Genomic DNA, 20085 nt, shown 5'->3' with positions numbered 1-20085 from the left:
TCCTAGACGATTGGCTTCCCAACCACCCCTAACTCTCAACTCAGCAACGAACCCCGAAAAGTCTCGAAACTGAGTCTTCCAGAATCCTGCCATTTAGTAATATAATTCAAAATAAGACCTACACCCTTATAAAGGACTAAAGAAGAAAACCCGCCCCTGATCCAGGGGCGGGCTGTTTCACATGAGCTTTTCAATCTTAGGAAAAAGGCGGCAGGCGTTTTGATAAAAAACATCTTCCACATGCTTCGAAGGAATAAACGCACCGATGAACTCGGCGTAATCCTTGATCGCGACGAGCGGCCAATCGGAACCGAAAAGCAACTTCTCGTAATGATCACAATAGGTCAACGCATGACGGACATGGTCGAAATGGTTGTCGACAAGCCGAGCATCCAGTTCTTTTTTCGTTCCGACGAGCCATCCGGATAAATCGGCATACATGTTGCGGTTTTTATAAACCACTTCCGCTCCTGTCAAAACCCAGGGATCCCCAAGGTGGGCCATCATAAAGTTGACGTCACGCCTTGTAACGGCGACTTCGTCCAGTGTTAACGGGTGGGAATACTTCAGCAATCCCCGTTCGGAATACGTATCTCCTGTATGGAAAACAACAGGAACATTATGATAAGCGGCAAGATCGTACACGGGTTGATAAATGTCGTCATAGGCATAAAACGGGTAGTAGCCGAGATAGATTTTAATCCCGACGACCTCCGGCTTTTGAAGCTCGGTTTCCAAACGGTCCAGCGCGCCCTGATCCAGAGTAAACGGATTGATTCCTGGACATACTCCCAATGTCGATGGCAGCTCTTCGTCCAGGTCAAGCCCCATCGGCGTCTGGACTTGGCGGTCTGGAAAGCCTTCTCTTCCTTCGGTCACGCCCATGCCGATGGCAAAAGCAACATCACCCGCTTCCATCTCTTTACGCAATCCTGCTTTTGTATAATCGACACGGGATAAGTCCTGTCCTGTGTCTTTGAAACTTTGGATATTGGAAAAATGGATGTGTGCATCAATGATCTTCATTCTACTTCCCCTGGAAAGAAACCCGGTGGAAGGGGTGCTGCTTCCATGGCTGTTCATGTTCACCTATGACAAAGAATGTAGGCGCAACAGACGCTACTTTGTCTGATGAAGCCGACCATTCATGAACAGACTCCACGAGGAAAATATCCTGATTCATATACATTTCTGCCTGTTTTCGTGTTTGGGATTGGACCATCATCAGGTGGTCCTTTTTCCCATCAGAACCGATAACAACAGAAGGACCGACTTCGAGATCATACTCTTCCACTCCGGCATAATACGTATGGAAGACTCCTTCTGTCGGGATACGGGCAAAGCATGAAGATAAGCCTTCATCCGGTTTCAAGAACGTTTCCAGCGCTATTTTCTCAGCTGAAAATGTACGAGGTGCACGTTGTTCTATTTCTGCATAAACCGCTACAACCGGCACTTCCTGCAGTGTGAGGGCGTATTGTTTCAAAGTTACACCTTTCATCTTTTCATGCTCCTGGAAGGTTGTGCTCATACATATCCCTGTCCAGGAATTGCCTTCCTGATCTTGCTTCGAGACGGCCTCCACATTTGTTTCTTCTTTCATCATCGAAAAAGGACTGACCCCGTCCAAGGCATAGCGCAGCCCTCCACCCCATGGGTTCCACCAGCTTCTCGGGCCAGCTTCTGGATATTGATGATCAAGAAACTCTCGTCCCTCATGACAGAGAGAATAGATCCCAGGAAAATAAGAAGGCGCGGCTGTGAACGACACCACTCCGTTGTCTACGGTCCAGCGATCTTCTATTTGACTGACGTTTACCTCTCGCTCTCCCTGGACGAGCTGATAGGTCATGAAATCAGCCTTTCTTCCTTCAGAACGGAAGGTCCCGGCTAAAGCAGCCAATCCTGGGCGCTCATGGACGACCGGAACGTCGATGGCGGTGACACCGTCTTCCCGCTTCACTTCTTTTCGATACGTATTCCCGTCATTCTGGACAGTCAATGCACCATACAAATAAGGTGTCAGTAAAGAACGGAACGAATGAGTCACTTCATGTCCTGCTTTTGTTACAAGACCTTCTTCTGGTACCATCTCAAACAAAGGCTTCTCTGGGAGTGGGGTTGCCTCCCCTACGACCATTTCACGCCAGTCTGACCAGTGAGTGGTCACATTCACACCCACTTGGATAGGTCCGTGACATTTCTTTTGTCCGGCAGGAAGGTGATCGAGTGTATACTCAAAAGCGAACCGCCAGTCATCTTTCCTCCCTGTCGCATTTTCCGGCCATGCCATCCCGAATGTTTCTCCAGCACGGTTCGTCGTATATAACCATCGCTCCGCAAGATCCTTGTCACGTAAGTATTCGGTGAAAGGAATCAACGCTTCCGTTCCGATTACCACGCCGTCTTTTTCGGGAAGAGCCAGCGCTTTATATTTCGGGAATACAGGCTGCAGCAAATGCAGACCTTGATAATCCTTCTCCCCGTTATTGATCAGTTCATGATGGACCTCGACAAGCCCGTCTCCGTAAATCTTGTAATAACTGTTCAACATGATTTCCGGAAAAGCTTCAGACTCCAGGGATGTTTTTATGACAAAGGCTTCGGCCAGTTCGATGTACTCGATTTCTGTCGCCGTTTTTTTCGAGAACTCCTCACTGAATGGACGCCCAAGCTTTGGAGTCATGAGGATCAGAGGATCTTCTTTCGACCGTACAGATCCCACAGATACCATATGATTCCGTTTCTCAATCATCACAAAATAAGGACCGTTGTAGCCATACCATTCCGTATCGGTATCTCCGCCAAACTTCCCTCCGAATCCCGGAAAAGCAAGGGAGATTTTCGTGCGGAAGCTAAACGAACGCCCATCCACTGTGCGTCCTTCAACATCCACTTCATCATTCAGAAATCCATTCTTCAACAATTCTATTGAAACAGGTAGGGTAGCGCGTCCTTTGGCCTCTACCTCTATCGCCACAGATGGATCCTCCCAATCGACAACCTTTTGATCTGGCCATTTGATTGTCCACCTCGTCTTTTCATCCATACGGCTTTCCACATCCAAATAAAGCGTTCCTTTTTGGTTCGGCCGCCAATTTTTCTGAACCGTACGAAGATCCAGCTTGCCTGCCTGGAGAGGGAAAACTCCCATTCTCATTGGAATACAATCGCCATTGAGGAAAATGTCCGCTCCGATGACGGGGTGGGTTTTCCATGGGCTCGGTTCTTGGTCAGGAACGACAACTTGGACGTTGGATGATGCCTTCCAATCCGACTCTACGACCACTTCTTCCTTCAAATGTTGTTTTACAAGCGGTGAGGAATCTCCGTGTAAGGAAACGTCCATCGCCTCATTCGTGGAATTCTCCACTCGGTAGGTCACCTCGTAGTCCTTCTTTTCTAACAGTTTGAATTCCGGCAGTTCCATCTCTACCCGCCAATCGTTCGTTTCAATGAGACGGACACCACGTCCGGTGCGTTCAAACTGGACGCGCACATACTCGTCTCCCGCTTCCCAACAATACTCAAAGAATGTAAACCCCTGCTCTTTGATCCCGTCTGGCTTGATTTCAATCGGGTTCACATTCGTCTTGTACCAATCATGCTTTTTGAAAAACGGCTGCAAAGCTTCGATTTGGAGCACTTGCGGCATGAAGTTCATCAAGTGAGTCGCATCATCCCGATCCTCCCAGAAAAAGCCGCATTTCTTATAAAGCGGCACCGCCTTAGTGTTTCCCGGCCATGTAAAAAGATCAAGCCGCGGCCACCCATATTCGACGGTTTGATCAATAGCACGGAGCAGCAGTTTCTTACCGATCTTCAACCCTTGATACCCGGGATGCACATTCAAAAGTGGAACGTAAAGGGCCCCTGTATCTTCCTTATACTCTGAAAGCCCGCAATACCCGACCACTTCTTCTTCGATTACTGCAAGGAAGAGATGGAGATTCGTAGATTTCGCTTCCTTTTCTACAACGTCCTCGGCCGACATGACAACTGCGTCTCCACCCCAGTTATCACGGCTCTCATTCCACATTTTCGCTACCCCTGCAGCAAACTTTTCTTCATATTCTACAATGCTTACACGCTCTAATGTCTTCATAGCATTTCCTCCAACGTATGTAATGGAAAATACTTGCTCATTCACAGTTTATGAGTTTATAAGTAGGAAGTAAAGAATATTCAAACAAATCTCTTACCCGTAATGACCTCACTGTGGATGATAGCGACTTAACGATCAAAGAAACCGCCTGTTCGAAAACAATGAACAGCTTAAAACTGAAAGGTAACGCCCTAACAAGGGACAGGGAAATTCGACACAAAAAAAGCCAGGCAAGAATGCCTGACTTTATTTGCGTATTCGGTTTAAGAACTGCTGGGTACGCGGTTCTTTCGTTTGTTGGAAAATTTGCTCAGGCGTCCCTGCTTCGACAACTTTTCCTTGATCCATAAAGATGACCCGGTCAGCCACTTCTTCCGCAAAGCTCATTTCATGGGTGACGACGACCATCGTCATCCCTTCTTCTGCGAGCTCTTTCATAACATCAAGGACGTCCCCGACCAGCTCTGGGTCGAGCGCGGAGGTCGGTTCATCAAATAAGATGACTTCCACTCCGGTTGCCAGCGCACGAGCGATTCCCACTCGTTGCTGCTGCCCGCCTGAAAGTTGATGCGGATAAGCATCCAGCTTCTCGCCAAGGCCCACTTTCGTCAAGATATCCGTCGCTCGTTCACGGGCTTTCGCTTTGGATACCTTTTGGACGGTCACAGGCCCTTCCATCACATTTTCGAGTGCGGTGAAGTGAGGGAATAGGTTGTGGCTCTGAAACACCATGCCGGTCTGTTTTCTAAATTCGACGACCTGCTTTTTCTTCAAAGGTTTGGAAAAATCCATCCTTTGTTCTCCGATCGTGATTTCCCCTTCTTCTGGGGTCTCTAAAATGTTCAATGACCTGAGCAGCGTCGTTTTTCCAGAACCCGAAGGACCAATGACGACGACCACTTCTCCACGTTCCACATCCATTTCAATATCTTTCAGTACGTGCAAATCTCCAAAGTATTTATTGAGGTCTTTGACGGTAATCATAGCTGCCTCCTATTTTGCGACATATTGATCCAACCTGTTCTCTACACGATCCTGCACAAAGGAAAGACCGACACAAATGATCCAGTAGATCACCGCGGCTTCTGTGTAGACAAGTAGAAAATGATAGTTGGTTGCCGCGATTTCCTGTGCTTTTCGGAACATTTCCGTATACGTAATCGTCGATGCCAGTGATGTATCCTTAATCAAACCGATGAAGGAGTTTGACAATGGCGGGATCGACACTCTCGTCGCTTGAGGAAGCACGACTCGGCGCAGGGCCTGGAAATTGGTCATTCCAATCGAGTGCGAAGCTTCCCACTGCCCCTTGGGGATCGACAAAATAGCCGCACGAATAATTTCAGAATTATATGCTCCCATGTTTAAAGAGAAACCGATAATCGCGGAATAGAGCGGGTTAATGGTCACTCCGACAGACGGGAGTCCGAAAAAGATGATAAACAATTGCACAAGCAAAGGTGTTCCCCGGATGATTGACACATAGGTCCTGGCCATCCATTGAAGCACTTTCATGTTCGAAAGCCTCATGAGAGCGGTAATCACCGCCAAAACTAAACCGATCGCAAACGTAATCAGCGTCAGAGGAATCGTATAATAGAAAGCCCCTTTCACCAAAGGGAGAAAAGAGCTCACAATAATATCGATATATTTTTCCATTTCAGGGTCTGTAAAGATATTACTTAGATACATCTTCACCAAACCACTTCTCAGAAATTTCTAGATACGTGCCGTCGTCTTTCATTTCCTGAAGAGCTTCATTGACTGCTTTGACAAGGTCATCATTGCCCTGACGGAAAAGCAGGCCACTTTGAGAAGCATCATCTTGACGTGCAGCGATTTTCACTGGTGCGTCTTCACGGCTGTTCAAATAGTCAAGCACAGACAAACGGTCGTTGACTGTCGCTTCAACACGCTTCGTCGCAAGCAGCTGCATCGATTCGTTGAATCCTTCCACACTTGTAATTTCTGCTCCATTTTCACGGGCAATATCTGCATAATTACTCGTCATGGACTGGGCAGAATTGACACCTTCCAAATCTTCAAAGCTTTGAATGGACTCGTTGTCTTTGTGAGTGACAATGACTGCGGAAGATTGAATATAAGGATTAGAGAAAGAGTATTCTTCCTGGCGCTCTTCCGTAATTCCGACTTGGTTCGCGACCATATCAAAACGTTCAGCGTTAAGACCTGCAAACATAGAATCCCATTTTGTTTCGTTGAATACAGGCTTGACTCCAAGACGATCAGCCACTTCACGGGCAATCTCTACGTCAAAACCAGTCAGTTTATCGTTTTCATCGTGGAATGTGTATGGACGATACGTTCCTTCTGTACCGATCACCAATTCTCCACTTTCCTGAATTTGTTCAAGCAGCGTTTGTTCAGAAGCGTCCGACTCTTTTTCTTCACCGGAAGAAGCCTGATCGCCTTCCTCACTAGTTCCGCAAGCAGCAAGAACCATCATGACAAAACCTATTGATAAAAGCAAAACGAACTTTTTCATTATTGTATCCTCCTTAAAACCAAGTAAGTTTATATGTTTTAATGACTTTTTCGATATTAAAGGATAAAGGGGAGGATGTCAACTAGGAAGTCTTGACATAAAAAACCTGACTAATGAACGTCAGGTTTTCCACTCCTTAGTGTTTAATGGTTTGTGGTGGTTCCTCCATCCAACCATGCTCAATCATAAGCTTAGCTCCTTCATGAGCGTACTCAAAGATATCTTTCATGAAGACAGATAATTTCGCAGGCAGGTCATTCCGTAAACTGAATGCCGTCCCTAGAGAATTCCCACCTAAAGAGAAACTGCAAAACAAGCTGATGCAGTACATCATGATCTTATCGGAAAACGGTGGAATCTTGGAAGTCGTAAAATTGCCCCCTGCAGTTGAAGGGACTTGAAGGTCATTTTGCAAAAATATTTCACCCATCTCTTTGACAAGACCTTTAGCCAGTTCTCCCCCTTTGTAAAAATAATCGCGGGCATCTTTGTGTGTCGCGCATTGAGCGAACCCATAAATCATCTGCATCCCAGTAATATTGGATTCAATCGCATGGTGGATGTGGGCAATTTCAACGGTGTTCAAAGCCCGCTTCCCTTTCAAGGGATTGAACATTCCTATATAATTCGTTCCTTTCGCATGCTCCACCTGTTTTTGTACAGATACGTAAGGAGATTTCGGAAGGTACCCTTTGGTCAATAAAAATTGTGTACAATCGTCATAGCATTTTTGGGTGATTTGCGTCAGTTCCTGATAGAACAACGTGACATCGGGACGGTAGGACATCGTCAAATTCAAGGTGTGCATCCCCATACTGATTTCTTTTACCAATCGCAGAAACATAATGTCAAACCCATTATCGTAAAGCTTCGGGACCCCTTTATTCACATCATCCTTTGTAAAACCGACTGGAACGGGGATATCTTCCGCTTGAAACATGGACTCGACTTTCGTTACGTAGGGTTGTATATCCGAAGTTAAATTCGTCATGATCTGTTTAGCTTCATGATCGTCCGCTTGCTCTATGAAATATTCAAGCATTGTAAGAAGCATCGTCTTCTGTTGATAGGTCATCCATAAAGTTCCGATTTCAGATGAGGATAGACGCGGGCTTTCGGGCATGTTGAACTCCTCCAATTTGGATTGCATTCAGTTATTCACTGCAAAATCCGTGCTTTTCCCTTAGTCTTATCAACCTTTTCCGATTCATTCATGGATCAGGACAAAATGTCAGACATACGAATAGGAATCTTGGAGAAATTAAGAAGGAACCATTTGGAGGTGGATGATGATGAGTAAAAATAGCGAAAGCAGAAAGAAAAACAACCCAAAAGGCAGAGACCGTGGATCGGCGAACCAAAAGCTGCAGGCAGCTCTTGAGGGTCGCAGCAAGGAAGATGACCATTTATCCGCGGCCTATATGAACAACAATACAGCAGCGGTTGATGTAAACGAAGAACAATAAGACGCGGACAACATTTTATCCTTTCAAAAACAAAAAGGCCTGCCCGTAATCGGACAGGCCTTTACCTGTTATCCTTTTTGATTTTGTTTGAGCGCAAGCCTTTCTCTTACCTGATTGTAGGAAAGACCGGATTGCTCATTTCGACGTTTCACTTCACTCACATTCGTTCCAGAGCTCGCAAACACATCTTTACCAGGATGGTTCGATTTTTGCATACGAATCACCTCCTGGCCTTACGTTACGCTCATTCGGTTTTCTTTATCCTTCAACCCTTGCAGAAAAATAACCAAGTGCCGCTCCAAGCAGAGCTCCACCCAGGACTTCGATCGGCTGATGCCCGAGAAGCTCTTTCAATTCTTTGTCACGCTCAACGAATTGAGAACTCGGAAAATCACCGGATATGGCGGCAAAGTTGTCTTCAAGATCATTGACCAGTTGAGCGATTTCGCCGGTGTGACGGCGGATTCCCTGCGCATCATACATGACGATAACTCCGAAAATGGCAGCAAGAGCTGTTTCCGTATGCCGGGATCCTTTGTTGGCAGCAATATAAGTAGCAAGCGCTGACACTCCCGCCGAGTGGGAGCTAGGCATTCCACCTGTCGTCGCTACCTGCTTCACATCCCATTCTCCCGACACCTTTTTATGAGTCACAATTTTTAAAGCTTGTGCAATTCCAATGGCCGACAGGGCTGTAATGACCCCTCGATTCATTTTCTCCATCTTTGACCCTCCAGTTCTTGAACATCTATATATGTTCATACCCTCTGTGTTCGGTTTTATTCAGAAGGATGTAAGAATCATCTGTATTCCCACAAGAAAACAGGCGGATCCTTTGAAGGGTAAGCCCTAACGATACATAGAACTCAGCACTCCTTGAACAGTTCAAGAAAAGTCACTCCACCGCTTTTCCTTTACAGATCCTCAAAAATGATCAAGTCATAAAAAAAGACTGCGAGGCTTGACTTCCGCCTGGCAGTCTTTTTCTTTAGAATGTATTATAAATGACATCACATTCCCCTGAAGCCGGCTCATAGAAACAGTGGGACTTGTAACGACCGACCTTTTTCTGATCATACCACGTAGGCGGGCAGTCTCCGTCTGGTCTGAAATACCACAAACTATATTTCGCCGGCCAACTTCTATAGCCTTTCACGTTCCTCCGCGCTAAACGCTTTTCACTTTCCCGCGCCCTTCGGTAATACATGCCATGCTGCAATGCTTCAAATGCTTTCGGCTGGTTGATGACCGCAGGGAGTGTATTCAGTCCTTTGAAATCTGAACAATTCACTCGTGCACGGTTTACGGTCACTGCCCCAACATACAACATACCCTGCTTGCCTTCTCCAACAGCCTCCGCTCGCAGTAATCGTGCCAACATGTCGATATGTTTGCTTGGAGCTTTAATTACAGCCATGTTGTCGCCCCCTTTTTCGCTCATTCTTATTTATATTCACAAAAACGGGACACATGAAAAAACGCGGGATTATGACATCTTCTGTCTCCTCCGCTGGTGCCATAAGGTCACTTCAAGGGCAGTGAGACAAATGAGAAGCCACGCGATACCAAACAAATAACCCGCAACGATGTCTGTAAAGAAATGAACCCCCAAATAGACACGACTTAGGCCGATCAGCAGCATAAGGAGGGACAAAACAAGGTTGATGCTCCACTTCCATTTTTGTTCAAGCTCACTGATTACGAAAAGATAGATGATGAAACCATAGAAAACGAGGGCACCGGAAGAATGACCGCTTGGAAAACTGGAGGTCGCGCCGTGATAATCACCTTTGAACGTAGGTCGATCGCGATTCGAGAATGACTTCAATCCTGCCGTGAGTCCACTGACGCCTCCCATGGCCAGAATGAAATACACACCAACCCATCGGCTAAACGGGGAAAAGAACAGCAAATAGACTACCAGCAGGAGGGAAACAATTACCATAAAGACGACCGAACCTGCCTTAGATATGGCTTTGGCGAACAGTTCTGCTCCTTCAAAAGATGTGGCCCTTACCACGTCGAAAGCCTGTTGGTCGATGGCGAATTTTTCTTCCTGTAGAATGCTGTTCGTTAAATCAATAAAAAAATAAATGCTGATTCCTAGCGAAACAAATCCAAGAAGAATCAGCAATACAGATGTCTTCGATAAATCCGATACTTTCGTTCCAGAAAATAGCATACAGTCCTCCACCTTTGTTCTCTACGTCGTGATGGACCATTTCCCTTATTTATTGAAAGTAAACGGAAAACCATTGATATTCACTAGGACAAAAAAAGAACCAGACCCTTTAGGGAGACTGATTTCTTCTAAACCTATTCTTCATAAGGAACGTCATTGTCTTTACACCATTCCTTAACAACTTCTGCATACCAACCTGTCTTATCCTTGTACCAATCACCAGCAAGCCATGATATTCAATATGCTCACGGAAGCCACGGAAAGCCCCGCGGCCATGGATCGTCTTCAAAACCCGCCCCCTCACTTGTTCATCTTTAATAGAATAAGAGAACGCCTCGATGACTTCGTACTCATGAATGTCCCATTGATCAGGTAGGGCTTAGAATACTCATTGAGATGTATGGATCCAGGTGTTTATCATACTTTTTTCACATCATTAAACGCTCAAATATGTTATCCTTGAATCCATTACCACTAACAAAACATGACCATTGTTACGGATCTGGAAATCTTTCATTCTAGTATGAACCAATCATTGATTGCGTAGACACATGAATGAAACATCGGAGGAGCTAGACAACATGAACATTTTAATTACAGGAGCTACTGGCTTCTTGGGAAAACAACTGACATTGAAATTGTTGGAAGAAGGTCATCACGTCTATGCCTTAGTAAGAAGTCTCCGTAAAGCGGAAACGCTTAGGCAGGACGTTGGTAGAGATGCCAAAGGAAAGCTCCACGTCATTGAAGGAGATCTATCTCTTGTAAACGCGGGAGTTCGTGAAGAGCAACTCCTTGATCTGAGAAACAACATTGACACCGTTTATCATAGTGCAGCCTTTCTATCTTTTGATGAGAACGAACGGAATAAAACCTTTAAAGTCAATGTAGACGGGACAGGGAATGTTCTCAACCTTGCAAAAGACATCCATGCGAAAAACTTTTATTATGTCAGCACGGCTTATACCTTAGGGATGAAACGTCACGCATCTGAACAATTGCATGAAAAGGACCAGACGTTTGTGAACGCCTACGAAGAGAGCAAATGTCACGCTGAACACCTCGTCCTCCGTTATGAGCAAGCACTCAACATCAAAATTTTCCGCCCCTCCATCATTATTGGAGATTCAAAAACAGGTGAAGCGGAGACAACCTTTGCCTTGTATGGAGTCATTCGCGGTTTGGAGATTCTCAAGAAACGGACAGAACGCAAAAAAGAACTCCAAAACCAAACGTTCAAGTTTTTATGTACAGGAGAAACGAGTCAAAACTTCGTCCCAGTCGACTATGTCGTCGATGTTCTTACAGCAGCTCTGAAAACCGATCATCCAAAAAACATTTATCACATTACGAATCCTCACCCACCAACCAATCGCACGTTATTTGAAATGATCAAGGAAAAACTCGACTTCCCTAATATCGAGATGGTTCCGTCTGATTATGATGGTGAGCTGACTAAAGAAGAACAGGTATTCAATGCTCCTATGCGCGTGTTCAGGCCTTATTGGAATAAAAACATCAGTTTTGATGATACGAACACCCAGGAACTCCTAAGTAAAAACGGGATCGCCCATCTAAATATGGACAAAGCGATGATCGAACGGATCCTTCACGGAAACAGAACACCAGTGAAGCAATAATACAAAAAATAACCGAGGAAGCTCTAGCTTCGCCCCGGTTATTTTTTATATAAAAAAGGAATATACAGGGAATGATCGAATGGTTTAAATGGTACATCTTAAAAAGATCAGGAGGAATCAATCTTGCTATACTTCCCGCAACCCGACGTGGAACAATTTTTTCAAACCTATGGAATAGAAACATTCGCTGTAAGCCCGGATGAATCCCAACTTGTCTTCAGCACGAATTTGAATGGCAATTACAATCTATGGGCAATGGACTTGCCACATACATTTCCTTACCCATTAACGTTCCACAATCAAAGCTGTGAGCACATCACTTATGACCCTAAAGGTTCGTTTGTGCTTGCCGTCGTGGATGAAGACGGCGATGAAAATGGACAAATTTATGCCATCCCGCCTGAAGGAGGGGCACTCCAGCCTGTCAGAAAAAAAGAAGGTGCTCGCCACATCCACCCGTTTCTATCTGAAGATGGTACGCAGCTGTATTTTACGTCCACCAAGGATGATGAAACATTCATGAAAGGCTACCGTTACGATATGGAAACTGAAGAGGAAGAAGTAATCATTCACGGTGAAGACGGCATGACCATTCTGATCGATAAGAGTCCCGAGGAAAAGAGCTTCCTCTATATGAAAGCTTTTTCGAATACATACCGCTTGTTTTATGTAAAAAACGAGTCGAAAGACCTTCCTCTGACCCCTGATGCTGAGGTACAGCACACGGTTTCCGAAGCGGTTTTTGTTTCCGAACAGGAGATTTATTTACTAACCAACTACAAGAGCGACTTTTCCTACCTCGCCCGCTTCGACCTTAAGACGAATACTTTTGAAAAAGTCTTACATGTCGAGTCAGAAGACTTCTTGCAAATGAAATATAATCATAAAACCAATACATTGTACCTGGTCAGTGAGAAAGGCGTTCGTGACCATCTCTATCGATATCAATTGGATGACCACCAACTCGAAAAGCTGGAATCTCCAGTCGGTGTCATCGATCAAATCGTGATTGCGGAGTCCGGGAATGTGTACCTTCGTGGGGACTCCGCCACTGTACCAGCAAACATATTCAAACAGACCGAAAATGGCTGGGAGTCTCTGACCAAATATAGCGTTCCTGGCGTGAAACGTGAGCATTTAATACAACCTGATTATGTCACCTATAAATCTTTTGATGGGCTGGAAATCGAAGCCTTACTGTACCGACCGAAGCCTGAAAGAGATAACGGTCATATGATCCTTTGGCCGCATGGCGGGCCCCAAACAGCAGAACGTGATTCCTTCCGTTCGCTCTTCCTGTTTCTCGTTCATGAAGGTTACAGCCTTTTCACCCCTAACTTCAGGGGTTCGACGGGATATGGCCAGGCATTTGAAAAAATGATCGAGGGCGACTGGGGACATGCGCCAAGGCTCGATAACATCGCCGGTCTCGACTGGTTGATTGATCAGGGATACGCCAAGAAAGACCGCCTGCTACTGATGGGCGGAAGCTACGGGGGTTACATGGCGCTACTTCTTCATGGCAGGCACCCGGAGTATTTCAAAGCAGTCGTTGATATCTTCGGTCCATGCAATCTCTTCAGTTTCGTCGATTCCGTCCCTGAACATTGGAAACCTTTCATGACACAATTCATCGGTGATCCTGATAAAGATAAAGAAAAACTCGAAACAGACTCCCCGATCAACTACCTTGATACGATGACGAAGCCCATGCTCGTGATCCAAGGCGTAAAAGACCCTCGTGTAGTAAAAGAAGAATCGGATCAAATCGTCGAAGCTTTAAGAGACAAAAACAGAGAGGTCAAATACATCGTCTTAGAGGATGAAGGACATGGATTTTCTAAGAAAGAAAACGAAATTTTTGTGTACAGGAAAGTCCTCGATTTCTTTAATCGTTATATTTGATTGAATCACCATAGAAGGGGCGACAAGAGCGTCCCTTCTTTTCTATATCGTTTCCACTTCTCTGCTTACTAACGAAAATTATTGCTTCATTTTATAGAATGTCTGGGATTGGTCAATATTTGCAAATGGATACATTGGTTTTCTTGATATGTAAATTACGCTCTAACTACTTTTCATTTCACATAGATCTAATCATCTATCGTTAAAATAAATCGAATATATAACAACATCTTTAAATTTATAACAAAAATGTTACAATGCACAGTGGAATATTAACACGTAGTTCGTAGATCATTCACGCTTATATTATAAATACACGAGAGGAGCAAATTACTATGAAGAAACTATTAACTATTATTTTCGTTTTGTCTATTGCTACATTGTCTGCCTGCGCTTCAGGCGAAGAAGCAACAACAGTAGATGAACCTAAACAAAACGAAACCAAAGAAGAACAAGACCAAGCAACTGAAGAAGAAGGAACGGGTTTAGAAGTCCTGGAAGAAAAAGGTGCGGAAGGGATGACAGAAGAAGACTGGGAAAAAGTCGATCTCTCTAAATCCCAATTTAAAAAGCTCCTGAATAGGTTAACTGAGCCAAATGAAGAAGGTGACATCACCTTGAGTGAGGCTGAAATGTCTGATGATCAAACAATCAAACTTACACTAAACAATTCAGATGGTGAAACGATGGAAAATGCCATGATGGCACCTATTCTAGATGCTTATTTAAGGGAGATGTACAAGCACTCTGATTTTTACAATGATGAAGAACCAACCATCATCGTAGAAGATTTATCTGGTTTTAAAGTCTTGAATAACAACGAACCCCTGGAATTTGAAGAGGGTCAAACTTCTAGTAGTCTAGGGACATTCGATCTGGGTGAAAAAGTAGATGTGAACGGAACAGTTATTACACTCACAGAAGCTTCTTATACAGATGAACGAAATGAAGTAACAGACAAACAACCAGAAGAAGTGCTTCAAATAAATCTGAAAGTCCAAAATTCAACCGATGATTCCCTTTTCTTTAGTGGCGGGGATTTTGACGTTTACGATGCTCAAGGAACCCAAATGGAAACCTATCCATTAGATACCCTAATGACAGAGTTGAAACCTGGAAAAAACACTTCCGGGAAAGCCTTTTATGGGGTTAGTGGCAATGGACCTTATGAAGTGTACTACACGGATATGATGACTGATATTGAAGCGAAATGGATCATTGAAATAGAATAAATGAGAAAAGACCATCTTAGATGTTTATACATCATAAAGATGGTCTTTTTTAACTAAAAAAGGTGTTTTCTCATATAATTAAGCTCTTTCCAGTCACTACCAACCCTTCTTACGGCTTGTATTTTTTTCAGTCCTATTTTACCTTCCAACTTAGAGATTTATGTTACTAGAACTAGTACTCACTCCCGTTTTAATTCTTTAAAGAACAACAAATCAAAAAGCCCCCTCCTTTCATCAGACAAGGAGAGGGCTTTTTTTCTACTGTATTTCTTGTTTTTTCACAAACTCAGCTTGTACGATAAAACGCTCAGGAGCAGAGCCGATAAAGTCAAAAGGATAACAAGTAGTCAAAGTCAACGTCGAAGAAGATTTAGGGACTAGGACCGACGTATCTTCAGCGTCCGTCACCCAGATTTTGTTGATTTGGTATTCATACTCGATGTTGTTTTCCGTTAGGTAGATGAAGTCCCCTTCCACTAAACCATCAAGACCGACAAAAGTCGTCTCCCTGTGACCGGCAAGGGCGGTATGCCCGCCTTCTGAGGGGAGGGTGGTGTAAGGTGTATCGTACATCCCTACGCCTTTTTTCAAAGTCTTTTGATCGGAACCAAAATAGACAGAATACCGTTTGCCCAGTTTCGGAATCGTTAGTTCTCCGATTCCATCGCCGGTTTCATACGTTTCTCTCGTTTCAGCAGAAACATAATCTTCGGTGTTGACACGGGATTCAGGATCTTTAGAAACCTCAGAGCTTTGGTGCATCTCCGTCTGCAAGTCGGGATCATAGAAAACCACCTGACTTTCAATCCACCATTGGTAACCGTTCCACAAAACCATCATCAGCCCCATAGTTATGAAGATGATGCTAAGCTTCCTTATCATCAGACTTCATCTCCTTTGCGTTCAAGTAAAGGTTTAAAAGTTTAGACTTCTGTGTTTGTGGTTCTTCTTCTGAAGAACAGAAGGATGCCTGCTCCTGCTACAAGGGTACCCATCAGTATACCGATCGGGTAAGCCGTGCTCGTATCCGCAAGTGGTGCCCCTTCTTCGTCTGATTTTTTCAGACCCAACAGTTTGAAAACATTCTCCGCTTGGTCCGTATTGTCAATAAATCCTCCGAACATCTCAGAACCAGGACCGTAAGCATACACAGGAACATCCTCCCCAGTATGACCGTCCGTTGTCCAGCCTGTTCCGGAACGCTCATTGAAGATGGCTTCAATTGCATTATCTACTTCCGTCATCTTTTCTTCTTCTGACGCGTTTTCCATCGCTTCTTTGACAGAGGACACTTCTTCTTCTGTCACGTCAAATTCGATGTTTTCATTCAATGTCTCTTCCACTGCTGCGCCTTCTTCTACGATTTGTTTTGCCATGTAGTCAGGCGTTCGCTTCGCGGCATGAATGACGTCAGGGTCCCACTTGTATGGTCCGCCTTCACCGATAGAGAAGCCTCCCGTGGAGTGGTCCGCCGTTGTGACGACGAGCGTTTCGCCATCTTCTTTAGCAAACTCGATCGCTTTCTTGTACGCGTTCTCGAAATCTTCCATTTCACTCATAGCTGATACAACATCATTGTCATGGCCAGCCCAGTCGATTTGACTTCCTTCGATCATTAGGAAGAAGCCTTCGTCATTTTCGCTCAATGCATCAAGCGCGGTTGTCGTCATTTCTTCCAACGATGGCTGTTCTTCAGGACGGTCGATCGCCTTGTCCAAACCAACAGGAGCGAAAAGACCTAGAATTTGATCATTATCCGCTTCCTTCAACTCTTCGGCCGTCGTTACATAATCGTATCCGTCTTTCTGGAATTCCTCTGTCAGGTCGCGGTCATCTCTTACGAAATAGTCCGTTCCACCACCAAGTAGTACGTCTACTTTATGTTCTCCATCGACCTTGTCATCATAATAATCATCCGCAATCGCGTCATAGTTGTTTCGGTCTTCATCATGCGTTCCAAAAGCCGCTGGTGTCGCATGGTTGATTTGCGAAGTAGCTACAAGCCCCGTAGACAGCCCTTTTTCTTTTGCTGCTTCAAGAACCGTTTTGGTATGTTCCTTTTCCAAATCTACAGCAATTGCCCCGTTGTAGGTTTTCTTACCTGAACTCATAGAAGTTGCTGTAGCCGCAGAGTCCGGAATGTTTTCTTTTTCATCTTCTTCTCCACCATCATGGTGTGGATCTGCAGAATAAACCGACTGCATTCCAACTAAATGAGGATCGAAAGCTGTGTCTTCCATTTCAATTGTTTCCTGATCATCTTTCATATAACGATATGCTGTGGTGTAAGAAGGACCCATTCCATCCCCAATCAAGAAGATTACGTTTTTGACATCTTCGCTATGATCTGACGCACGAACAGAGTCACTTCCGGACACTCCCGGCATAGAACTAAAAAATAGGCAAGATAAAGCCGTTACAGACAATACTTTTTTCGCAAACCGCTTGTTCAATTTCATCCCTCCGAAAATTTATTACATGCCTCATGGTAGTGACCTTTTATTAACAGAGTGATAAGAGGATATGACAGAGATGTAAAAGAATGTAATGGATATATGAAGAAGAACACAGAAAGCGCCTTCTTCCTACCACTTTTGCTGTTATAGAAAAAAGGTGCCACAATCCTTAGAGGATCCGGCACCTTTTTATAGGTTCTATTCTTATTGTTGTTCTTCAATATTCTTACTCAACAATCCATTCTCTAAACAAACGTCAAGCAACAGCTCTTTGTAACCAGCGTCTTCAAATTGAATGCAGATCTGGTCTGTGTCATATTCCTTGATGACTCCAGGACCGAATTTGCGATGGACGATTTCTCTCCCCATTTCCACTTCATCCAAACGGAGCAGCCGTTCATCCGATAAATCAGGAGTCACCCGCTTCCGTTTTTTCAGAGACTTCTTCTCCCCTTCCGGATGAAGGATCTTTCTCACATTCATCACGAAAATCGATTCGGTGACACGTTCACTTCCTTTGTAGTTGTACGTCAACAACTCAAGGTTCGTCCTTGCTCGGGTCATCCCGACATAGAAAAGACGGACAGCCTCTTCCATCGGTCCTGCCTCTTTATTGCGGTACGTTTCCATATCATCTTTCGACGGGATGACTCCATTGACGAGGTCGATCATATACACATGGTCATATTCAAGACCTTTGGCACTATGGAAAGTCGTGAGTGTCAGAGAACTTTTGCTTTTATTGTACTTCGACGTTTGAAGCAGCTTCTCAAGCTCCTTCAAACGGTCAGCAAAGCCTTTTAAAGAACCTAACCCCTCGGCAATCTTTTCTAATGTGTTCAGAATGTTCATGAGGTGTTCAGCATTGAATCCGAATTTATCCGACATCTTCTGGAGCGCATGATCGTAGCCCAGCTTTTCCCTGATCGTACGGATCGCCTGGGCTGGCTCCATTTCATTAATGTCTTTGAACAGCTTTTTCGCTTTTTTGATATTCTTCGATTGATAATCAGGAAGATCCCGCTCCAGCAGTGTATCAAAAACAGAGGCTTGGACCTTTTTCTTTTTCAAAAAGAAGATCTGCTTTTTTGAAATGTACGCATTAAACTTCGTATGAATCCTCTCGAGGATATCCACGCGGCGATCATTGTAGGAGAATCGCATGAAGTTTAAGATGTCTTCCACAACCCAGTGCTTAAAGAACTTAGGGTCAATGTCTTTCATATAAAAATCGATCCCTGCTTTATCGAGCTGATCGGCAATCGGTACAGCGGATGCGTTGTTGCGGTAAAGAACCGCCACTTCTTCACCCGGTCCTCTCTTTTCCAGCTGTTCCGTCAAGTACTTCAGCTGTTTTTCATAGTTGCTCAAGTTTTTGATATCAATCGGTGTGTGTGCTTCATTATACGTAAACATTTCTTTCGCAAACCGTTTCTTATTACGTTTAATGAACTGGTTGGATACCTTTACAATATCCTCGGATGAGCGGTAGTTCTGAGCCATCGTCAGTACCGTTCCGTTTGGGTACGTCTCTTCAAAATCTAAAAGTTTGTCGACATCTGACCCGCGCCACATAAAGATCGACTGATCATCATCCGCTACAACACACAGGTTGTTTTGCGGTTTCGCCAACAATTCGATGATTTCATGCTGAACCAACGAGTTATCCTGACTTTCATCCGTCAACATATACTCAAACTGACGTTGGTAGTTGGAAAGGATTTCCGCGTCATCCAATAATATTTGATGACAGTAGGTGAGCATATCATCAAAATCAAGCAACAGTTTATACGGATCCTTCTTCTTAAAGGCTTCATACGATTGGTAAATGGCTGATGCCTTTTTCACCTGACAAGGCACACGATCGAGTTCTTTTCCTTCAATCATCCGGTTTTTCACAAAACTGATGAAACGCATCAGCTCGTCCATCTCATCATCCGTCATCTGCACACCATTCGCATCTTCATATAACTTTTTCAAAATAAACTTCTTATGAAGAGGAACTTCCGGCCCGTCCCAACCTTTTTTCAATTCTTCCTCGCTGATGTTCCCTTCGATCAGTTGGAAGTCCTGGGCGTTCTTCCGTAATGACTCGCGGACCACTTTGTATGCGAAACTGTGGATGGTGGAAAAGTGAACCTTCTTATCCGTCAGTCCGGAAAAGAAATGATCGAAACGCTCCGACATGTCCCGTGCCGACGCTTTACTGAACGTGACCGCCATGATGCGATTCGGGTCCACATTCTTCTCAAGAATCAAGTATCCAATCTTCATATTCAGGGTCGTCGTTTTTCCTGAACCCGGCGACGCCAGCAAAAGCAGCGGTCCGTCTGTGTGTACTACGGCCTGCTGCTGAACATCGTTCAACAGCACGCCCGTCTCCTTTTCCATCCGTTCAAAAAAGTCCATCCTTGTCTTCCTCCTTCCATTCGACGTACAACGAAAAAATAGATGGAAGAAGGCCCGCAAGCTTCTTCCATCTATTTTTTTCAACTTCACTTATTATACCTTGGATTTCGTGTCGTTTCTAGATGATTTTTCATCACTTTCTTACATGAGAAGCTGTTATTCGTTTCATACTAAGAATGGAAAC

General features: G+C 44.5%; 18 protein-coding genes. 4 read left to right on the top strand and 14 right to left on the bottom strand.

Going from position 1 to position 20085, the window contains the following annotated elements; all coding sequences use genetic code 11:
* Positions 1–177 precede the first annotated feature (177 nt).
* The 6 genes from ACXACN_RS18445 to ACXACN_RS18420 all read right to left on the bottom strand — a co-directional run bounded on the left by ACXACN_RS18445 (position 178) and on the right by ACXACN_RS18420 (position 7734).
* Positions 178–1026 (bottom strand): amidohydrolase family protein, encoded by an 849-nt coding sequence (locus ACXACN_RS18445; protein WP_474966406.1) that lies wholly within the window; start codon positions 1024–1026, stop codon positions 178–180.
* A gap of 1 nt (position 1027) precedes the next feature.
* Complete coding sequence (locus ACXACN_RS18440; protein WP_474966404.1) at positions 1028–4105, bottom strand: N-acetyltransferase family protein; 3078 nt, start codon at positions 4103–4105, stop codon at positions 1028–1030.
* A gap of 246 nt (positions 4106–4351) precedes the next feature.
* Positions 4352–5089 carry an amino acid ABC transporter ATP-binding protein gene (locus tag ACXACN_RS18435; RefSeq protein WP_474966402.1) on the bottom strand — a complete coding sequence of 246 codons (738 nt, stop codon included), beginning with the start codon at positions 5087–5089 and terminating at the stop codon, positions 4352–4354.
* Positions 5090–5098: 9 nt separating this feature from the next.
* A complete protein-coding gene (locus ACXACN_RS18430) occupies positions 5099–5797 on the bottom strand; it encodes an amino acid ABC transporter permease (protein ID WP_474966400.1) in 699 nt (232 codons plus the stop codon).
* Positions 5784–6611, bottom strand: a complete 828-nt coding sequence (locus ACXACN_RS18425) for an amino acid ABC transporter substrate-binding protein (RefSeq protein ID WP_474966398.1) — start codon at positions 6609–6611, stop codon at positions 5784–5786. The genes ACXACN_RS18430 and ACXACN_RS18425 overlap by 14 nt, the downstream gene beginning before the upstream one ends.
* A gap of 136 nt (positions 6612–6747) precedes the next feature.
* The gene (locus tag ACXACN_RS18420; protein WP_474966397.1) at positions 6748–7734 is read right to left on the bottom strand and encodes a DUF3231 family protein; all 987 of its coding nucleotides are present in this window, start codon (positions 7732–7734) and stop codon (positions 6748–6750) included.
* Between the two features lie 169 nt (positions 7735–7903).
* Here ACXACN_RS18420 and ACXACN_RS18415 point away from each other — a divergent pair, with 169 nt between their 5' ends.
* Positions 7904–8077: a hypothetical protein gene (locus ACXACN_RS18415; protein WP_474966395.1), complete on the top strand. Its 174-nt coding sequence runs from the start codon at positions 7904–7906 to the stop codon at positions 8075–8077.
* Between the two features lie 68 nt (positions 8078–8145).
* Here the strand turns inward: ACXACN_RS18415 and ACXACN_RS18410 are convergent, their stop codons facing one another.
* From ACXACN_RS18410 to ACXACN_RS18390, 5 genes are all read right to left on the bottom strand, one after another.
* Positions 8146–8292, bottom strand: a complete 147-nt coding sequence (locus ACXACN_RS18410) for a hypothetical protein (protein WP_474966394.1) — start codon at positions 8290–8292, stop codon at positions 8146–8148.
* Between the two features lie 43 nt (positions 8293–8335).
* On the bottom strand, positions 8336–8800 hold the full coding sequence (locus ACXACN_RS18405; RefSeq protein WP_474966392.1) for a divergent PAP2 family protein: 465 nt from the start codon (positions 8798–8800) through the stop codon (positions 8336–8338).
* Positions 8801–9065: 265 nt separating this feature from the next.
* The gene (locus tag ACXACN_RS18400; protein WP_474966391.1) at positions 9066–9494 is read right to left on the bottom strand and encodes a cell wall hydrolase; all 429 of its coding nucleotides are present in this window, start codon (positions 9492–9494) and stop codon (positions 9066–9068) included.
* Between the two features lie 69 nt (positions 9495–9563).
* Positions 9564–10259 carry a phosphatase PAP2 family protein gene (locus ACXACN_RS18395; protein WP_474966389.1) on the bottom strand — a complete coding sequence of 232 codons (696 nt, stop codon included), beginning with the start codon at positions 10257–10259 and terminating at the stop codon, positions 9564–9566.
* 109 nt (positions 10260–10368) lie between these two features.
* Positions 10369–10548: a hypothetical protein gene (locus ACXACN_RS18390; RefSeq protein ID WP_474966387.1), complete on the bottom strand. Its 180-nt coding sequence runs from the start codon at positions 10546–10548 to the stop codon at positions 10369–10371.
* 292 nt (positions 10549–10840) lie between these two features.
* Here ACXACN_RS18390 and ACXACN_RS18385 point away from each other — a divergent pair, with 292 nt between their 5' ends.
* From ACXACN_RS18385 to ACXACN_RS18375, 3 genes are all read left to right on the top strand, one after another.
* Positions 10841–11899, top strand: coding sequence for an SDR family oxidoreductase (locus tag ACXACN_RS18385; RefSeq protein ID WP_474966385.1), 1059 nt, complete (start codon positions 10841–10843; stop codon positions 11897–11899).
* A 123-nt stretch (positions 11900–12022) separates the two neighbouring features.
* A complete protein-coding gene (locus tag ACXACN_RS18380; RefSeq protein WP_474966383.1) occupies positions 12023–13804 on the top strand; it encodes a S9 family peptidase in 1782 nt (593 codons plus the stop codon).
* A 335-nt stretch (positions 13805–14139) separates the two neighbouring features.
* Positions 14140–15036, top strand: coding sequence for a DUF4352 domain-containing protein (locus ACXACN_RS18375; protein ID WP_474966381.1), 897 nt, complete (start codon positions 14140–14142; stop codon positions 15034–15036).
* A 258-nt stretch (positions 15037–15294) separates the two neighbouring features.
* On the opposite strand, the gene ACXACN_RS18370 is transcribed toward ACXACN_RS18375, so the two are convergent.
* The 3 genes from ACXACN_RS18370 to ACXACN_RS18360 all read right to left on the bottom strand — a co-directional run bounded on the left by ACXACN_RS18370 (position 15295) and on the right by ACXACN_RS18360 (position 19901).
* On the bottom strand, positions 15295–15918 hold the full coding sequence (locus ACXACN_RS18370; protein WP_474966379.1) for a sortase: 624 nt from the start codon (positions 15916–15918) through the stop codon (positions 15295–15297).
* Positions 15919–15959: 41 nt separating this feature from the next.
* On the bottom strand, positions 15960–17495 hold the full coding sequence (locus tag ACXACN_RS18365; protein WP_474966377.1) for an alkaline phosphatase: 1536 nt from the start codon (positions 17493–17495) through the stop codon (positions 15960–15962).
* Positions 17496–17696: 201 nt separating this feature from the next.
* Positions 17697–19901 (bottom strand): ATP-dependent helicase, encoded by a 2205-nt coding sequence (locus ACXACN_RS18360; protein WP_474966376.1) that lies wholly within the window; start codon positions 19899–19901, stop codon positions 17697–17699.
* Positions 19902–20085 lie beyond the last annotated feature (184 nt).

It is taken from the genome of Halobacillus sp. AWM4_238, assembly GCF_056158265.1.
The sequence above is the reverse complement of the archived record's forward strand: the minus strand, read 5'-3'. Positions and strand labels throughout refer to the sequence as shown.